Raw genomic sequence first — 13231 nt, 5'->3', positions numbered from 1 at the left:
GTCACCCGCGTTCGTCGCCCTCGTGCGCGGGGTGGTCTCGGGATCCGACGAGTTCCTCATCGGGTTGTTCGGCCTCCCGGTCATGCTCGACGCCAATCGCTTGCGCGAGCAGGATCACCGGTGTCGCGTTCGCCGCATCGGTTGCGGCCAGCGCTGCCCAGTACGCCGGGGTGTTCACGCCTGCCCCGGTCCAGACGGTCGAGGTGAAGACCAAGGGGGCGGAGCAGCGACCCTCCCCTCCGACCACCTACGAGGAACTGGTCGAGCGCATGCCCCACGGCGGCGCCGATTCTCCGCAGATCCGCATCGAGCGCTACCAGGACGCTTCAGGAGCCGACCAATGGATCGTCTGGACGGGCGGGACGATCGAGGCCGGCTTCCCCGAGTCGTCGACCGAGCCCTGGGACAATCGCAGCAATGTGACCGCCGTCGCCCACACGGATGCCGAGAGTCTGGAGGCGACGATGCAGGCCATGCGACTGGCAGGTATCCCCGAGGGCGCCTCCGTGCTCCACGTCGGCTACTCCCAAGGGGGCATCGTGGCGTCCGGGATCGCCGCCAGCGGCCTCTTCGACTCCACGCTCGTCACGTTCGGGTCACCCGTCGAATCGTTCGAGTTCGATGACGACCTCGCACGCACCCATGTCGAACACACCGAGGACGTCATTCCGGCGGTCTCCGGCGAACGACGCGACTCGCTCAACGGAGGTACCGTCGTTCAGCGGTCCTTGTACGACGGCGGAACGCCGCCTCCCGGCGACGACCCGCTCCCCGCGCACAACCTCGATCGCTACCGCGAGACGGCACGCCTCATCGATCAGTCCTCGGAGGAACGGCTCGCACCGGCGATCGATCCACTCGCCGGGCTCACGGGCACCGGTGAGGTCCACCAGTACCGGGCCGACAAGGTCCTGCCGTGACCGTGGCGTCCGCGCAGGTCAGTCGCGCTTCTTCGGGCGGATGACGATGCCGAGCAGCCAGTTCACGATGAAGATGACGATCGCGCCGAGGACACCCCACCAGAACCCGTCGACGCTCAGGCCGAACCCGAACCATCCGCTGATGCCCGCGGTGATGAGGAGGAGGAGCCCGTTGATGAGCAGGCCGATCAACCCGAGCGTGAGGATGTACAGCGGGAACGCGAGCACCTTGATGACCGAGCCGATGATCGTGTTGACGATCGCGAAGATCAGCGCGACCAGCGCATAGGTGAGGACTATCTCGAGCGTGCCGCCCGGCGCGTAGGGGGTCATGTGCACGCCCGAGACCAGCAGGGTCGTGACCCAGATGGCGAAGGCGTTGGCGAGCAGGTTCAGCAGAAAACGTCCCATGGGGGCCATCCTTCCACTCCCGCAGCGGCCTCGACAGGGCCGATCTGGGCAAGCGCACTGCATTCCGCCGCGGGTATCCGTCGCGCCCTAGACTCGTCGGGTGAGTGAGAACCCGCCTACCACCGCCCAGCCGGCCGCTCAGCCGGGCCGGAGCCCGGTCCGTCTCCGCCCCGAGATCGCCGATCTGCCGCCCTACCGACAGGGCAAGCCCGCAGCGCCCGACGCGTTCAAGCTCTCCAGCAACGAGGTCCCGTTCCCGCCGCTCGAAGCCGTCCTCACGGCGATCACCGACACCGCGGCACACGCCCACCGCTACCCCGACGGTGCGGCCCTGGCGCTGCGCACGGCGCTCGCCGAAGCCAACGGCGTGACACCCGAACGCATCCACATCGGTGCCGGTTCGGTCGCGCTGCTCAGCCAGTTCATCACCGCGACCGCAGGTCCGGGCGACGAGGTCGTCTTCGCCTGGCGGTCCTTCGAGGCCTACCCGGGTCTCGTCACCGTCGCCGGAGCCACCTCCGTCCCCGTCCCGAACCGGGCCGACGGCTCCCATGACCTCGACGCGATCGCCGCCGCCGTCACCGAGCGCACCCGGGTCGTCATCGTCTGCACCCCGAACAACCCGACGGGCACCGTCGTCGGACGAGAGGCCTTCGAGACGTTCCTCGACGCGATCCCCTCCGACGTCCTCGTCCTCCTCGACGAGGCCTACCGCGAGTTCGTCACCGACGATGACGCGGTCAACGGCATCCCGCTCCTCGACGCCCACCCGAACCTCGTCGTGCTCCGTACCTTCTCCAAGGCCTACGGACTCGCCGGCCTGCGCGTCGGCTGGGCGATCGGCCACGAGCTCGTCCTCGACGGCGCCCGCAACGCAGCCATCCCGCTCTCGAGCACGGCCCCCGCGCAGCAGGCGGCCATCGCCGGACTCGCGAACGCCGATGACATCCGTGCGCGCGTCGCCGTCATCACCGAGCGACGCGACGCGCTCGCCGAGTCACTGCGCGAGCAGGGCTGGTTCATCCCCGAGGCCCAGGGCAACTTCGTCTGGTTCGGCCTCGGGTCGCACGCTGCGGCGGCGAACGAGGTCTTCCTCGCCCACGGCATCGTGGGACGCGCCTTCCCCGGCGACGGCGTCCGCATCTCCATCGGCGAGGCGGAGTCGATCGAGCCGCTCCTCGCCGCGACCGCCGAGATCCTCGCCGCACTGCCGGCCGACCACCCGACACGAGAGGGAGTGCGCTCACGATGAGCCGTTCCGGAGACGACCCCACCGTGCCCAGCGTCCAGTTCATCGACGCCGCCGGCACCTTCGCGCCGAACGAGCACGCGGAGCGATACCAACCGTTCGTCGATCGCCTCACCGAGACCGATCTGCAGCAGTTCTACCGCGACATGGCGAACGTCCGCGCCTTCGACATCGAGGCGACGAACCTGCAGCGTCAGGGACAGATGGCGCTGTGGCCGCCGTCCCACGGCCAGGAGGCCGCACAGGTCGGTTCCGCTCGGGCGGCGCGCGCGCAGGACCACATCTTCCCCTCCTACCGGGAGCACGTCGTCGCCATGATCCGCGGTGTCGACCCGATCGACATCGTCCGGCTCATGCGCGGCAACACCCACGGCGGATGGGACCCGGCAGACCCGTCGAACGGCAACATGCACCTCTACACCCTGGTGCTCGCCGCGCAGACCCTGCACGCGACCGGCTACGCCATGGGCATGACCTTCGACAAGGTCGTCGGCACCGGCGACCCCGAGCGCGACGCCGCGGTCCTCGTCTACTTCGGCGACGGCTCGAGCTCGGAGGGCGACGCGAACGAGGCGTACATCTACGCCGCCAGCTACCAGACCCCGCAGGTGTTCTTCCTCCAGAACAACCAGTGGGCGATCTCCGTCCCGGTCTCGCGTCAGGCACGCGAGCCGCTGTACCAGCGCGCGGCGGGCTTCGGCCTGGACAGCGTCCGCATCGACGGCAACGACGTCCTGGCGAGCTACGCCGCGGCGGCGAAGCACCTCGACGACGCGCGTGCCGGCCGCGGGCCGAGCCTCATCGAGGCGATGACCTACCGCATCGGTGCGCACACCACGAGCGACGACCCGACCAAGTACCGGACGGACGACGAGCTGCAGTCGTGGATCGCCCGCGACCCCATCATCCGGTTCAAGACGTACCTGCGCGGCCGCGGGGCCACCGACGCCTTCTTCGCCGAGGTCGACGAGGAGGCCGCTGCCCTCGCCGAGGACACCCGTGTCAGGACCCTGGCCCTCGAAGCCCCGGGCCGCGGGCTCATCTTCGACGGTGTCTACTCCGAACCGCACCCGTTGATGGCCGAGCAGCAGGCTTGGCTCGAACGCTACGAGGCCTCGCTCGAAGGGGGCAACGCATGACGATCACCACCATGCCGATGGCGAAGGCGCTGAACGCCGGTCTCCGCAAGGCGATGACCGAGAACGACAAGGTCCTGCTCATGGGCGAGGACATCGGCCCGCTCGGCGGTGTCTTCCGCGTCACCGAGGGGCTGCACGCCGAGTTCGGCGGCGACCGCGTGCTCGACACCCCGCTCGCGGAGTCCGGCATCGTCGGGACGGCGATCGGTCTGGCGATGCGCGGCTACCGGCCCGTGTGCGAGATCCAGTTCGACGGCTTCGTGTTCCCGGCCTTCAACCAGATCACGACGCAGCTCGCGAAACTCACCAACCGTCACGAGGGCAAGCTGCAGATGCCCGTCGTCATCCGGATCCCGTACGGCGGGCACATCGGCGCGGTGGAGCACCACCAGGAGAGCCCGGAAGCCTACTTCGCGCACACGGCCGGCCTCCGGGTCGTGAGCCCGTCGACGCCGAACGACGCGTACTGGATGATCCAGGAGGCGATCGCGTCGAACGACCCCGTCGTCTTCCTCGAGCCGAAGAGCCGTTACTGGCCCAAGGGCGAGGTCGACCTCGACGGCTCGGCCGCCCCGCTGCACGGCAGCCGCGTCGTCCGCACCGGCACCGAGGTCACGCTCGCCGGCCACGGCGCCATCGTGAGCGTCATGCTCCAGGCCGCCGAGCTCGCCGCAGCCGAGGGGACGAGCGTCGAGGTCGTCGACATGCGATCGCTGTCACCCGTCGACTACGACCCGCTCGTCGAGTCCGTCCGCCGCACCGGCCGTCTGGTCTACGTGCAGGAGGCGCCCGGTTTCACGAGCGTCGGCTCGGAGATCGCGGCAACGGTCACCGAGCGCGCGTTCTATTCACTCGAAGCACCCGTCCTGCGGGTGTCCGGGTTCGACACCCCGTTCCCGCCGGCGAAGCTCGAAGGCGTCTACCTCCCGGATGCCGACCGCATCCTCGAGGCGGTCGACCGCTCGTTGGCCTACTGAACATCGAAGGAAGACGAGGAACCACGATGAGTGATCTCCAGTTCGAACTGCCGGACGTCGGCGAGGGCCTGACCGAGGCCGAGATCGTCGCTTGGAAGGTCGCGCCCGGCGACACCGTGACGGTGAACCAGGTGCTGGTCGAGATCGAGACCGCGAAGTCGCTCGTCGAACTCCCGTCCCCGTTCGCCGGCACCGTCGGCGCGCTGCTGGTAGACGAGGGGCAGACCGTCGATGTCGGGACGCCGATCATCAGCGTGAGCTCGGGTGGAGCCACGGCACCCGACGAGTCGACCGCCCCCGCACCCGCCGGAGCGACCGAGTCGGAGGCCGCCACTCTGGCCGCAGACACCGCCGCGAGCGTGTCGCCGGCTGAGGAACCGCGCCCGGGTGCCGTGCTCGTCGGGTACGGCAGCGCAGGTGCGACGTCCAGTCGTCGTCGTGGACGCGGCGCGACCCCGGTGATCGAGCCGGCGAGCCCTGCCGTCACCCCGACGCCGCCGGTGCGCCGTCAGCCTCCGACGAGCATCCCGGCAGCCTCGGCGCTGCCGGTCATCGCGAAGCCACCGATCCGGAAGCTCGCGAAGGACCTCGAGGTCGACCTCACGACGATCGAGGGCACCGGACTCGCGGGCGAGATCACCCGCGACGACGTCATCCGCGAGGCCAGCCAGGCGAGCGTCTTCCGCAACATCGAGACGCCGGAGTGGGCGGACGAGCGCGAGGAGCGGATTCCCGTCAAGGGTGTCCGCAAGGCGATCGCGACCGCCATGACCCGCAGTGCGTTCACCGCGCCGCACGTCTCCCTCTTCGTCGACGTCGACGCGACCCGCACGATGGAGTTCGTCAAGCGCCTCAAGAACTCGACGGACTTCGCGGGCGTGAAGGTCTCGCCGCTCCTCATCATGGCGAAGGCGATGATCTGGGCCGTGCGTCGCAACCCGACCGTCAACAGTGAGTGGACGGATCAGGAGATCATCGTCCGCCACTACGTGAACCTCGGTGTGGCCGCCGCGACCCCCCGTGGGCTCATCGTGCCGAACGTCAAGGAGGCGCAGGCGATGAGTCTGCTCGAGCTCGCACGGGCCCTCGAGACCCTGACGCTCACGGCCCGCGACGGGAAGACGCCGCCGGCCGATCAGCAGAACGGCACGATCACGGTGACGAACATCGGTGTCTTCGGCATGGACACGGGAACCCCGATCCTCAACCCGGGCGAGGTCGGCATCGTGGCTCTCGGCACGATCAAGCAGAAGCCGTGGGTTGTCGACGGTGAGGTGCGCAGTCGCTTCGTCACGACGCTCGGTGCGTCCTTCGACCACCGGGTCGTCGACGGCGACGTCGCGAGCCGCTTCCTGGCCGATGTGGCCTCGATCATCGAGGAGCCGGCGCTGCTGCTCGACTGACTCCTCGGGCCTCGGACCACACGGTCCCTGAGACTCCGATGGTCGATTTTGAGAATCAGTATCAATAGGCGTAGCGTTGGGGCTCTCACCCCGATCGAGAAGGTTCATCAATGCGCGCTCGCACCCTGCTTCCGGCTCTCGCCGTCCTCCCGGCAGCCGCCCTCGTCCTCGCGGGCTGCTCCGGCAGTCCCGCCGCGAGCTCGACCGACGACGGCAAGATCAGCATCGTCGCCTCCACCAACGTCTACGGCGACATCGCCTCGAAGATCGGCGGGAAGGACGTCGAGGTCACGTCACTGATCACCTCGGCCGCCCAGGACCCGCACTCCTACGAGGCGAGCACGCAGGACCAGCTCTCCATCAAGAACGCGGACGTCGTCATCGAGAACGGTGGCGGCTACGACCCCTTCGTCGACACCCTCCTCGACGCCGCGAAGAACACCTCCGTCGAGGTCGTGAACGTCGTCGACCTGTCGGGCCTCGCCCCGGACGACGACCACGCCGACGCCGAGCACACGGAAGCGGCGCACACCGACGAGGCCCACGCCGATGAGGACGGCCACGACCACATCGAGGGCTTCAACGAGCACGTCTGGTACAGCCTGCCCACGATGGCGAAGCTCGCGGACGAGCTGGCGAAGGAACTCGGCGAGCTCGACAGCGCCAACGCCGACACCTACACGGCCAACGCGAAGTCCTTCACCGACTCGCTCGCGACGATCGAGACGGCACAGGCAGCCATCAAGACCGCGCACGCCGGCGAGGGTGTCGCCATCACCGAGCCCGTCCCGCTCTACCTGCTCGAGGCCGCCGGCCTGAAGAACCGCACGCCGGAAGCCTTCAGCGAGGCCATCGAGGAGGGCACGGACGTGTCCCCGACCGTCCTCAAGGAGACGCTCGACCTCTTCGGCAGCGGGACCGTCGCCCTGCTTGCCTACAATGAGCAGACGAGCGGCGCGGAGACCGAACAGGTCAAGACCGCCGCGGAGAACGCAGGCGTACCGGTGCTGTCATTCACCGAGACCCTCCCGGACGGCAAGGACTACCTCTCGTGGATGACCGAGAACGTCGACGCCGTGGCGGACGCCCTGGGTCGATGACGAGCGGATCCACGGATTCATCCGGCCCCGTCGACGTCCTCGCGCTCGCCGGGGCCGAGCTCGGTTTCGGCGGACGCACCCTCTGGAACGGTCTCGACCTCTCCGTGCGTCCGGGTGAGTTCCTCGCGGTGCTCGGTCCGAACGGTTCCGGGAAGACGAGTCTGTTGCGGACCATCCTCGGGCAGCAGCAGCTGGATCGAGGGACGATCAGCGTCGCCGGCGGACCGGTGCATCGCGGAGACCGCCGCATCGGGTACATCCCGCAGCAGAAGCTCATCCCCGCGGGCACACCGATGCGTGGCCGCGACCTCGTCGCGCTCGGCGTCGACGGCCACCGCTTCGGACTGCCCATCCGCTCAGCCGCGACGAGGCGCCGGGTCGACGAACTCATCGCGTCGGTCGGGGCGAGTTCGTACGCAGACGGACCGGTCGGCACCCTGTCCGGCGGCGAACAGCAGCGGCTCCGGGTCGCTCAGGCGCTCGCGGACGACCCGATCCTGTTGCTCTGCGACGAGCCGCTCCTCAGCCTCGACCTCCAGCACCAGCGCGGTGTCAGCGAACTCATCGACCGCCGTCGCCGGGAGCAGGACACCGCGGTGGTGTTCGTGACGCACGACGTCAACCCGGTGCTCCACATGGTGGACCGCATCCTGTATCTCGCCGGCGGCAGCTTCCGGGAGGGGACGCCGGACGAGGTCCTGCGGAGCGACGTGCTCTCCGAGCTCTACGGCACGCCGGTCGACGTACTGCGCAGTCACGGACGTGTCGTCGTCGTCGGCATCCCCGACAGCGAGACGCACCATCACCATCACCATCACCATCACCATCACCATGAGGATCCACGCACCGGCGCCGTGGGGGTGGGCGCATGACCGCCGACGACCTCTGGGGACGGCTCTTCAACTTCCAGGACTACGGCGCGCTGCTCGAGCTCGTGCAGAACTCCATCATCGCGGGCGCGGTGCTCGGCATCGTCGGCGGGCTGATCGGTGTGTTCGTCATGCAGCGCGACATGGCGTTCGCGGTGCACGGCATCAGCGAGCTGTCGTTCGCCGGTGCCGCCGGCGCACTGCTGTTCGGGGCGAACGTCGTCATCGGGTCGCTCGCGGGCTCGCTCGTCGCGGCGATCCTCATCGGGCTGCTCGGCGCGAAGGCTCGCGACCGCAACTCGATCATCGGCGTGCTCATGCCCTTCGGTCTCGGGCTGGGGATCCTCTTCCTCGCGCTCTATCCCGGCCGCAGTGCGAACAAGTTCGGGCTCCTGACCGGGCAGATCGTGTCCGTCGACGACCCGCAGCTGGGATTGCTCATCGTCATCAGCATCGTCGTCCTGGTCGCGCTCCTCGTGCTCTGGCGGCCGTTGAGCTTCGACAGCCTCGACCCGGACGTCGCCGCGGCGCGCGGGGTGCCGAGCCGGTTCGTATCACTCGCCTTCATGGTCCTGCTCGGGCTCACGGTCGCGGTGTCGGTGCAGATCATCGGGGCGCTCCTCGTGCTCGCCCTCCTCGTGACACCCGCGGCCGCCGCGCTCCGGGTCTCCTCGTCGCCGTTGCTCGTGCCGCTGCTGAGCATGCTCTTCGGCTTCGTGTCGGCCGTCGGCGGCATCCTGCTGGCCATCGGCGGGTCATTGCCCATCAGCCCGTACATCACGACGATCTCCTTCCTGATCTACCTCGTCTGCCGCATCCTCGGTTCCCGCGGTTCCCGGAGCCGCGGGCGGGTGTCCCGTGGAGGCGAGGCTCGGAGCGAGGTCGGTCCCGTCGGTGACCGCGTCGAGGTCGCGCCGTGAAGGTGAACGGCACGCCCGGAACGCAGCACCCGCCTTCGGAGCGTCCTCCAAGTGGTTCCCGGGTACCCTTGAAGCGACAGGCAGGAGCACCCGTGGCGAAGCGCAACACCTGGCAGCGTGAAGCTGTCCGCGAGGCCCTCGGCGGCAACGACGGATTCGTGAGCGCCCAGGGGCTGCACGCCGAACTCCGCGACACCGGCTCCCCGATCGGGCTCGCCACCGTCTACCGCGCCCTGTCCGACCTCGCGGTCGAGGGCGAGGCCGACTCGCTGCAGTCGCCGGAAGGCGAGAACCTCTACCGCGCCTGCACGCCGGGCACCCACCACCACCACCTCATCTGTCGCAATTGCGGTCTCACGATCGAGATCGAGGCCGACGAGGTCGAGGCGTGGGCGCGCTCGGTCGCATCACAGCACGGGTTCACCGAGGCCAAGCACGTCGTCGACGTCTTCGGCCTTTGCGAGAACTGCTCGGCGGCGGCCCAGCGCGCGTGAGGCCGCAGTGAGCAGGACGACCGGCACCCTCGGGGTCGACGACGACTGGACCGCACCCGACGACGACGGTGCGGAGCACTGGGGTCGCACGGAAGGCCGCGATCCACGGAACATCCGCACCCCGCTCCTCATCGGCGCGGCACTCGCGGTCGTCGTCGGGCTGTTCGTCCTCCGCGCGCTCATGCCGCTCGGCGAAGCGCTCACCCCACCGACGGCCGTCCGCGACTTCGTCACCCTGACGCTCAGCGTCGTCGTGGAGTCCCTGCCGTTCGTCGTCCTCGGCATCGTGCTGTCGATCCTCGTGCAGATCTGGTTGCCGGACGGCTGGCTCGAGCGGTGGCTCCCGTCGCAGCCCATCCTCCGCCGTGCCTGCATCTCGCTCCTCGGCATGTTCCTCCCGGTGTGCGAGTGCGGCAACGTCCCGCTCGCCCGCGGGCTCATCGTGCGCGGGTTCACGGTGCCGGAGTCGATCACGTTCCTGCTCGCCGCGCCGATCCTCAATCCGATCGTCATCGTGACGACGCATCAGGCCTTCGGCTGGGACGGCGGCATTCTCGTCGCCCGCCTCGTCGGTGGCTTCCTCCTCGCGAACCTCATCGGCTGGCTGTTCAGCAAGCACCCCGACCCGAGTTCGCTCCTCACCCCGACCTTCCAGGCCAGCTGCGAGGTGACGGAGCAGCACGGGCATGAGCACACGAAGGTCGAGCGCAGCCTGCAGCAGTTCGTCGCCGAAGCGCGCGCGATCATGCCCGCGCTGCTGATCGGTTCCGCGGTCGCGGGTGCCGTCCAGGTACTCGTGCCGAGGGAGGTGCTGGTCACGCTCGGCGCGAACCCGGTGTGGTCGGTGCTCGCCATGATGACGCTGGCCGTCATCGTGTCGATCTGCTCGAACGTCGACGCCTTCTTCGTGCTGTCCTTCGGCTCGACGTTCATGCCCGGCTCCATCGTCGCCTTCCTCGTCCTCGGCCCGGTCGTCGACGTCAAGATGCTCGCGCTCATGCGCACGACGTACACGACCAGGACCCTCGTGATCATCACCGCGGTCGCCCTGCTGTTCTCGGCGGCCCTCGGATTCGGAGTGAACGCCCTTGCCTGATCAGACCTCGACCCACGACCACGCGCAGATCCGGGACTCGGCGGGAGCGGACCCGCGGACGGTCTCGCTGCTCGAGCGGCTGCGGCAACGATGGTGGGGCGTCCTCCTCCTCGTCACCGCAGCGGTCTGCATCCTCTGGCTCGCGATGACCGATCGCCTCGGGCTCTACATCCACCCGCGCTACTTCGTGTTCACGGTCATCATGGCGCTCATCGCCGTGGCGCTCGGCATCGTGAGCGTCCTCGTCCACGTCGACACCGAAGCGGTGCCGAGGCGCCGTGGCCGCACGGTGCTGCAGCTCGCCTCGGTGGTCGGCAGCCTCGCCGTGGTGGGTTCGATGGTCGTCCTCCCGCCGTCGACGCTGTCGGTGGCGACGGCGGATCAGCGCTCCGTGAACTCCGGCACGCTCGCCGGCGAGGTGCAGGGTCAGGACGCTCAGACGGTCCTCACCTCGAACCCGGACTTCAGCACCTTCGGCATCAAGGACTGGGCGACCCTGTTGCGCCAGACCACCCGACCCGCAGACCTCGAGGGGCGGGCGTTCACCGGCGTCGGCTTCGTGATCGCCGATCCGGACGCGGCGGGCGTCTTCTACGTCTCGCGGTTCGTCGTGAACTGTTGCGCCGTCGACGCGCAGCCGGTCGGTGTCCCGGTGGAGCTCGACGGGTGGTCGCAGGAGCTGAAGGCCGGAGACTGGGTCGAGGTCTCGGGCACCCTGACCGCCGGCGACGCCACCCACCCGTTGGTGGTCGGCACGGCGAAGGTCGACAAGGTCGCTGAGCCGGCGGACCCGTATGACTACTGATCGACGTTCCGCCGTGCGCGGTCGATCGACGCGGGCGGACGGAGACCTGAGCGGCTTCGGCCGGCTGGTCGCGATCGTGCTCGTGGCGCTCGTCGTCATCGGTGGCGGTGCAGCCGTCGTCGGTCTCACGCAGGGGCCGAAGCTGGTGCGCACGGTGGTGGACCCGACCGGTCTCGTCGAGTCGCGCGGTCAGCGCGTCGTCATGGCGGTGAACCAGCCGATCGCCGATCTCGGAGCGGACCGGGTCAGCGTCGAGCCGGCGGCGGACTTCGACGTCAGTACGGGCGACGGCGGGATCACGCTGGTCTTCCCGGAGCCGCTCGCGTACGGGACGGACTACCGGATCACCGTCGACGGCGTGACCGCTCCGGGCGGCGGGCCGTCGGCGAAGCTGACGACGTCGTTCTCGACGCCGCCGGTCGAGGGCTTCTCGCTCGTGCGGGGTGAGGCGAAACAAGGTGGTTCGGCGGCGACGAAGCCCGAGGACCGGGTCATGCGACTCGCGCTCGACGGCGGGGAGCGACAGACGGTCTACCGCGCGGCGAAGATCCAGGAGTTCGCGACGATCGGGGATTCCCTCATCGTCGTGGAGCAGGACTCGGGCGGGCTGGGTCGCATCGTCGTGGTGGACACGAGGGACGGCGGTACCCAGGAGGTGAAGCTCCCCATGGGAGGCATGATCACCTCGTTGCAGACGGCTCCGGCGCAGAGTCGCGTCGGGTTCCTCTTCACGGAGCAGTCGTTCGGTCGGGACGGCGGCGACAATCTGACGCTGTACTCGTTCGAACTGCGCTCGGGGAAGCCGACGGGTCCGGAACGGGTGGGCGGGATCGACGGAGCCGCGGTCGAAGCGGCCGAGTGGTCGTTCGTGCCGCGCACGTCGTCGATGCTCGTGAGGACCGTGGACAACTCGCTGGAGTTGCTGGATCCGGCGGCGACCACCGCTCCGGTGCTCCTCGGTCGAGCCGCCCTGATCTCGAGCTACATCCCGGGAACCACCAAGGTCGTCATCGAACAGATCGACGGCGTGGTGGTGCTCGACCTCGCCACGGGGAAGAGCGAGCCGTTCGTGCTCCCCTCGGTGGCGCCCACCGAGATCCCCGGTCAGCTCGTCGCCCTGACGGAATCCTTGTCCGCTCGCATCTACGCGGACTACGACCGTGCGGCGGGGACCACGCAGCAACGGGTGTTGGCGATCAAGGACGGGGCGACGGCTGTGCTCTACACACCGGAGCCCGGTGCGGTCATCTGGTCGTTGTGCGCGAGCCCGAACGCGGAGTACGTGGCGGTCGTCGTGGTCCCCGACTTCGCCGATGCCGGCTTCGACGGGTACGCGAACGCGCCGATGCCGAACGGTCCGCAGATCGAGGTCGTCGAGGCCCGCACGGGGAAGGTCGTCGGCACGCAGCCCGGATTCGACCTGTCCTGGTGCGCCGGTACGGGCATCGCGCAATGACCCGTCGACGTGGCCGTTTCGCCTCGGCAGGCGAAAACCGCGTCTTTCCGCGCGACACGCCCGGGATGCAAGCGCAATTTGCCACGATCCCGAGACACACGTAGAGTAATCACTCGTCACCCCAAAGGTGCGGGAAGCGGAAGAGCTTCTCGGCCTCAAGCGGGGACAATCCCCAGCCAAAAGCGAGAACATTTCGATGTTATCGTTTCAAGTCTCGGTTGGATGATCTCCTCCTGGTGTCACTCGTGCTCAGCATGACTCTGTTCGCAGAGCGGCTGAAACGCCGAGTTGACAACAAGCCGGGAAGATGTAAGATAGAGAAGTTGCCCTGCAGGGCGGTCGTGATGGCCAAAGGCAGGAGCATCCGATCCTTGAGAACTCAACAGCGTGCA

At 68.7% G+C, this 13231-nt stretch carries 14 protein-coding genes; 12 read left to right on the top strand and 2 right to left on the bottom strand.

Going from position 1 to position 13231, the window contains the following annotated elements; genetic code table 11:
• Nucleotide 1: 1 nt before the first annotated feature.
• Nucleotides 2-178, bottom strand: a complete 177-nt coding sequence (locus ITJ57_RS00070) for a hypothetical protein (protein WP_194668307.1) — start codon at nt 176-178, stop codon at nt 2-4.
• Between the two features lie 25 nt (nt 179-203).
• Here ITJ57_RS00070 and ITJ57_RS00065 point away from each other — a divergent pair, with 25 nt between their 5' ends.
• On the top strand, nt 204-920 hold the full coding sequence (locus ITJ57_RS00065; protein ID WP_194668306.1) for a hypothetical protein: 717 nt from the start codon (nt 204-206) through the stop codon (nt 918-920).
• A gap of 18 nt (nt 921-938) precedes the next feature.
• Here ITJ57_RS00065 and ITJ57_RS00060 read toward each other — a convergent pair whose 3' ends face one another.
• On the bottom strand, nt 939-1331 hold the full coding sequence (locus ITJ57_RS00060) for a phage holin family protein (protein WP_194668305.1): 393 nt from the start codon (nt 1329-1331) through the stop codon (nt 939-941).
• Between the two features lie 100 nt (nt 1332-1431).
• Here ITJ57_RS00060 and ITJ57_RS00055 point away from each other — a divergent pair, with 100 nt between their 5' ends.
• The 11 genes from ITJ57_RS00055 (at nt 1432) to ITJ57_RS00005 (ending at nt 12839) form a co-directional block, all read left to right on the top strand.
• A complete protein-coding gene (locus tag ITJ57_RS00055; RefSeq protein ID WP_194668304.1) occupies nt 1432-2583 on the top strand; it encodes a histidinol-phosphate transaminase in 1152 nt (383 codons plus the stop codon).
• Nucleotides 2580-3719, top strand: a complete 1140-nt coding sequence (locus ITJ57_RS00050; RefSeq protein WP_194668303.1) for a thiamine pyrophosphate-dependent enzyme — start codon at nt 2580-2582, stop codon at nt 3717-3719. The genes ITJ57_RS00055 and ITJ57_RS00050 overlap by 4 nt, the downstream gene beginning before the upstream one ends.
• Entirely contained in the window at nt 3716-4696 is a 981-nt protein-coding gene (locus ITJ57_RS00045) for an alpha-ketoacid dehydrogenase subunit beta (protein ID WP_056780751.1), read from the top strand. Before ITJ57_RS00050 ends, ITJ57_RS00045 begins: the two co-directional genes overlap by 4 nt.
• A gap of 26 nt (nt 4697-4722) precedes the next feature.
• Entirely contained in the window at nt 4723-6099 is a 1377-nt protein-coding gene (locus ITJ57_RS00040; RefSeq protein WP_194668302.1) for a dihydrolipoamide acetyltransferase family protein, read from the top strand.
• A 110-nt stretch (nt 6100-6209) separates the two neighbouring features.
• On the top strand, nt 6210-7199 hold the full coding sequence (locus ITJ57_RS00035; RefSeq protein ID WP_194668301.1) for a metal ABC transporter solute-binding protein, Zn/Mn family: 990 nt from the start codon (nt 6210-6212) through the stop codon (nt 7197-7199).
• On the top strand, nt 7196-8071 hold the full coding sequence (locus ITJ57_RS00030; RefSeq protein ID WP_194668300.1) for a metal ABC transporter ATP-binding protein: 876 nt from the start codon (nt 7196-7198) through the stop codon (nt 8069-8071). Before ITJ57_RS00035 ends, ITJ57_RS00030 begins: the two co-directional genes overlap by 4 nt.
• A complete protein-coding gene (locus ITJ57_RS00025) occupies nt 8068-8988 on the top strand; it encodes a metal ABC transporter permease (protein WP_194668299.1) in 921 nt (306 codons plus the stop codon). The genes ITJ57_RS00030 and ITJ57_RS00025 overlap by 4 nt, the downstream gene beginning before the upstream one ends.
• A 92-nt stretch (nt 8989-9080) precedes the next feature.
• A complete protein-coding gene (locus tag ITJ57_RS00020) occupies nt 9081-9482 on the top strand; it encodes a Fur family transcriptional regulator (protein ID WP_064296039.1) in 402 nt (133 codons plus the stop codon).
• A 7-nt stretch (nt 9483-9489) separates the two neighbouring features.
• A complete protein-coding gene (locus tag ITJ57_RS00015) occupies nt 9490-10578 on the top strand; it encodes a permease (RefSeq protein ID WP_370582083.1) in 1089 nt (362 codons plus the stop codon).
• The gene (locus ITJ57_RS00010) at nt 10571-11383 is read left to right on the top strand and encodes a TIGR03943 family protein (protein WP_194668298.1); all 813 of its coding nucleotides are present in this window, start codon (nt 10571-10573) and stop codon (nt 11381-11383) included. Before ITJ57_RS00015 ends, ITJ57_RS00010 begins: the two co-directional genes overlap by 8 nt.
• Nucleotides 11373-12839 (top strand): hypothetical protein, encoded by a 1467-nt coding sequence (locus ITJ57_RS00005; protein ID WP_194668297.1) that lies wholly within the window; start codon nt 11373-11375, stop codon nt 12837-12839. Before ITJ57_RS00010 ends, ITJ57_RS00005 begins: the two co-directional genes overlap by 11 nt.
• Nucleotides 12840-13231: the final 392 nt, after the last annotated feature.

Source organism: Plantibacter sp. VKM Ac-2880, from assembly GCF_015351235.1.
Taxonomy (GTDB): domain Bacteria; phylum Actinomycetota; class Actinomycetes; order Actinomycetales; family Microbacteriaceae; genus Plantibacter.
The sequence above is the reverse complement of the archived record's forward strand: the minus strand, read 5'-3'. Positions and strand labels throughout refer to the sequence as shown.

Coding starts and splice junctions, on each gene's coding strand:
- ITJ57_RS00060 (WP_194668305.1), bottom strand. CDS start 1,331: ATGGGACGTTTTCTGCTGAACCTGCTCGCCAACGCCTTCGCCATCTGG.
- ITJ57_RS00050 (WP_194668303.1), top strand. CDS start 2,580: ATGAGCCGTTCCGGAGACGACCCCACCGTGCCCAGCGTCCAGTTCATC.
- ITJ57_RS00045 (WP_056780751.1), top strand. CDS start 3,716: ATGACGATCACCACCATGCCGATGGCGAAGGCGCTGAACGCCGGTCTC.
- ITJ57_RS00040 (WP_194668302.1), top strand. CDS start 4,723: ATGAGTGATCTCCAGTTCGAACTGCCGGACGTCGGCGAGGGCCTGACC.
- ITJ57_RS00035 (WP_194668301.1), top strand. CDS start 6,210: ATGCGCGCTCGCACCCTGCTTCCGGCTCTCGCCGTCCTCCCGGCAGCC.
- ITJ57_RS00030 (WP_194668300.1), top strand. CDS start 7,196: ATGACGAGCGGATCCACGGATTCATCCGGCCCCGTCGACGTCCTCGCG.
- ITJ57_RS00025 (WP_194668299.1), top strand. CDS start 8,068: ATGACCGCCGACGACCTCTGGGGACGGCTCTTCAACTTCCAGGACTAC.
- ITJ57_RS00005 (WP_194668297.1), top strand. CDS start 11,373: ATGACTACTGATCGACGTTCCGCCGTGCGCGGTCGATCGACGCGGGCG.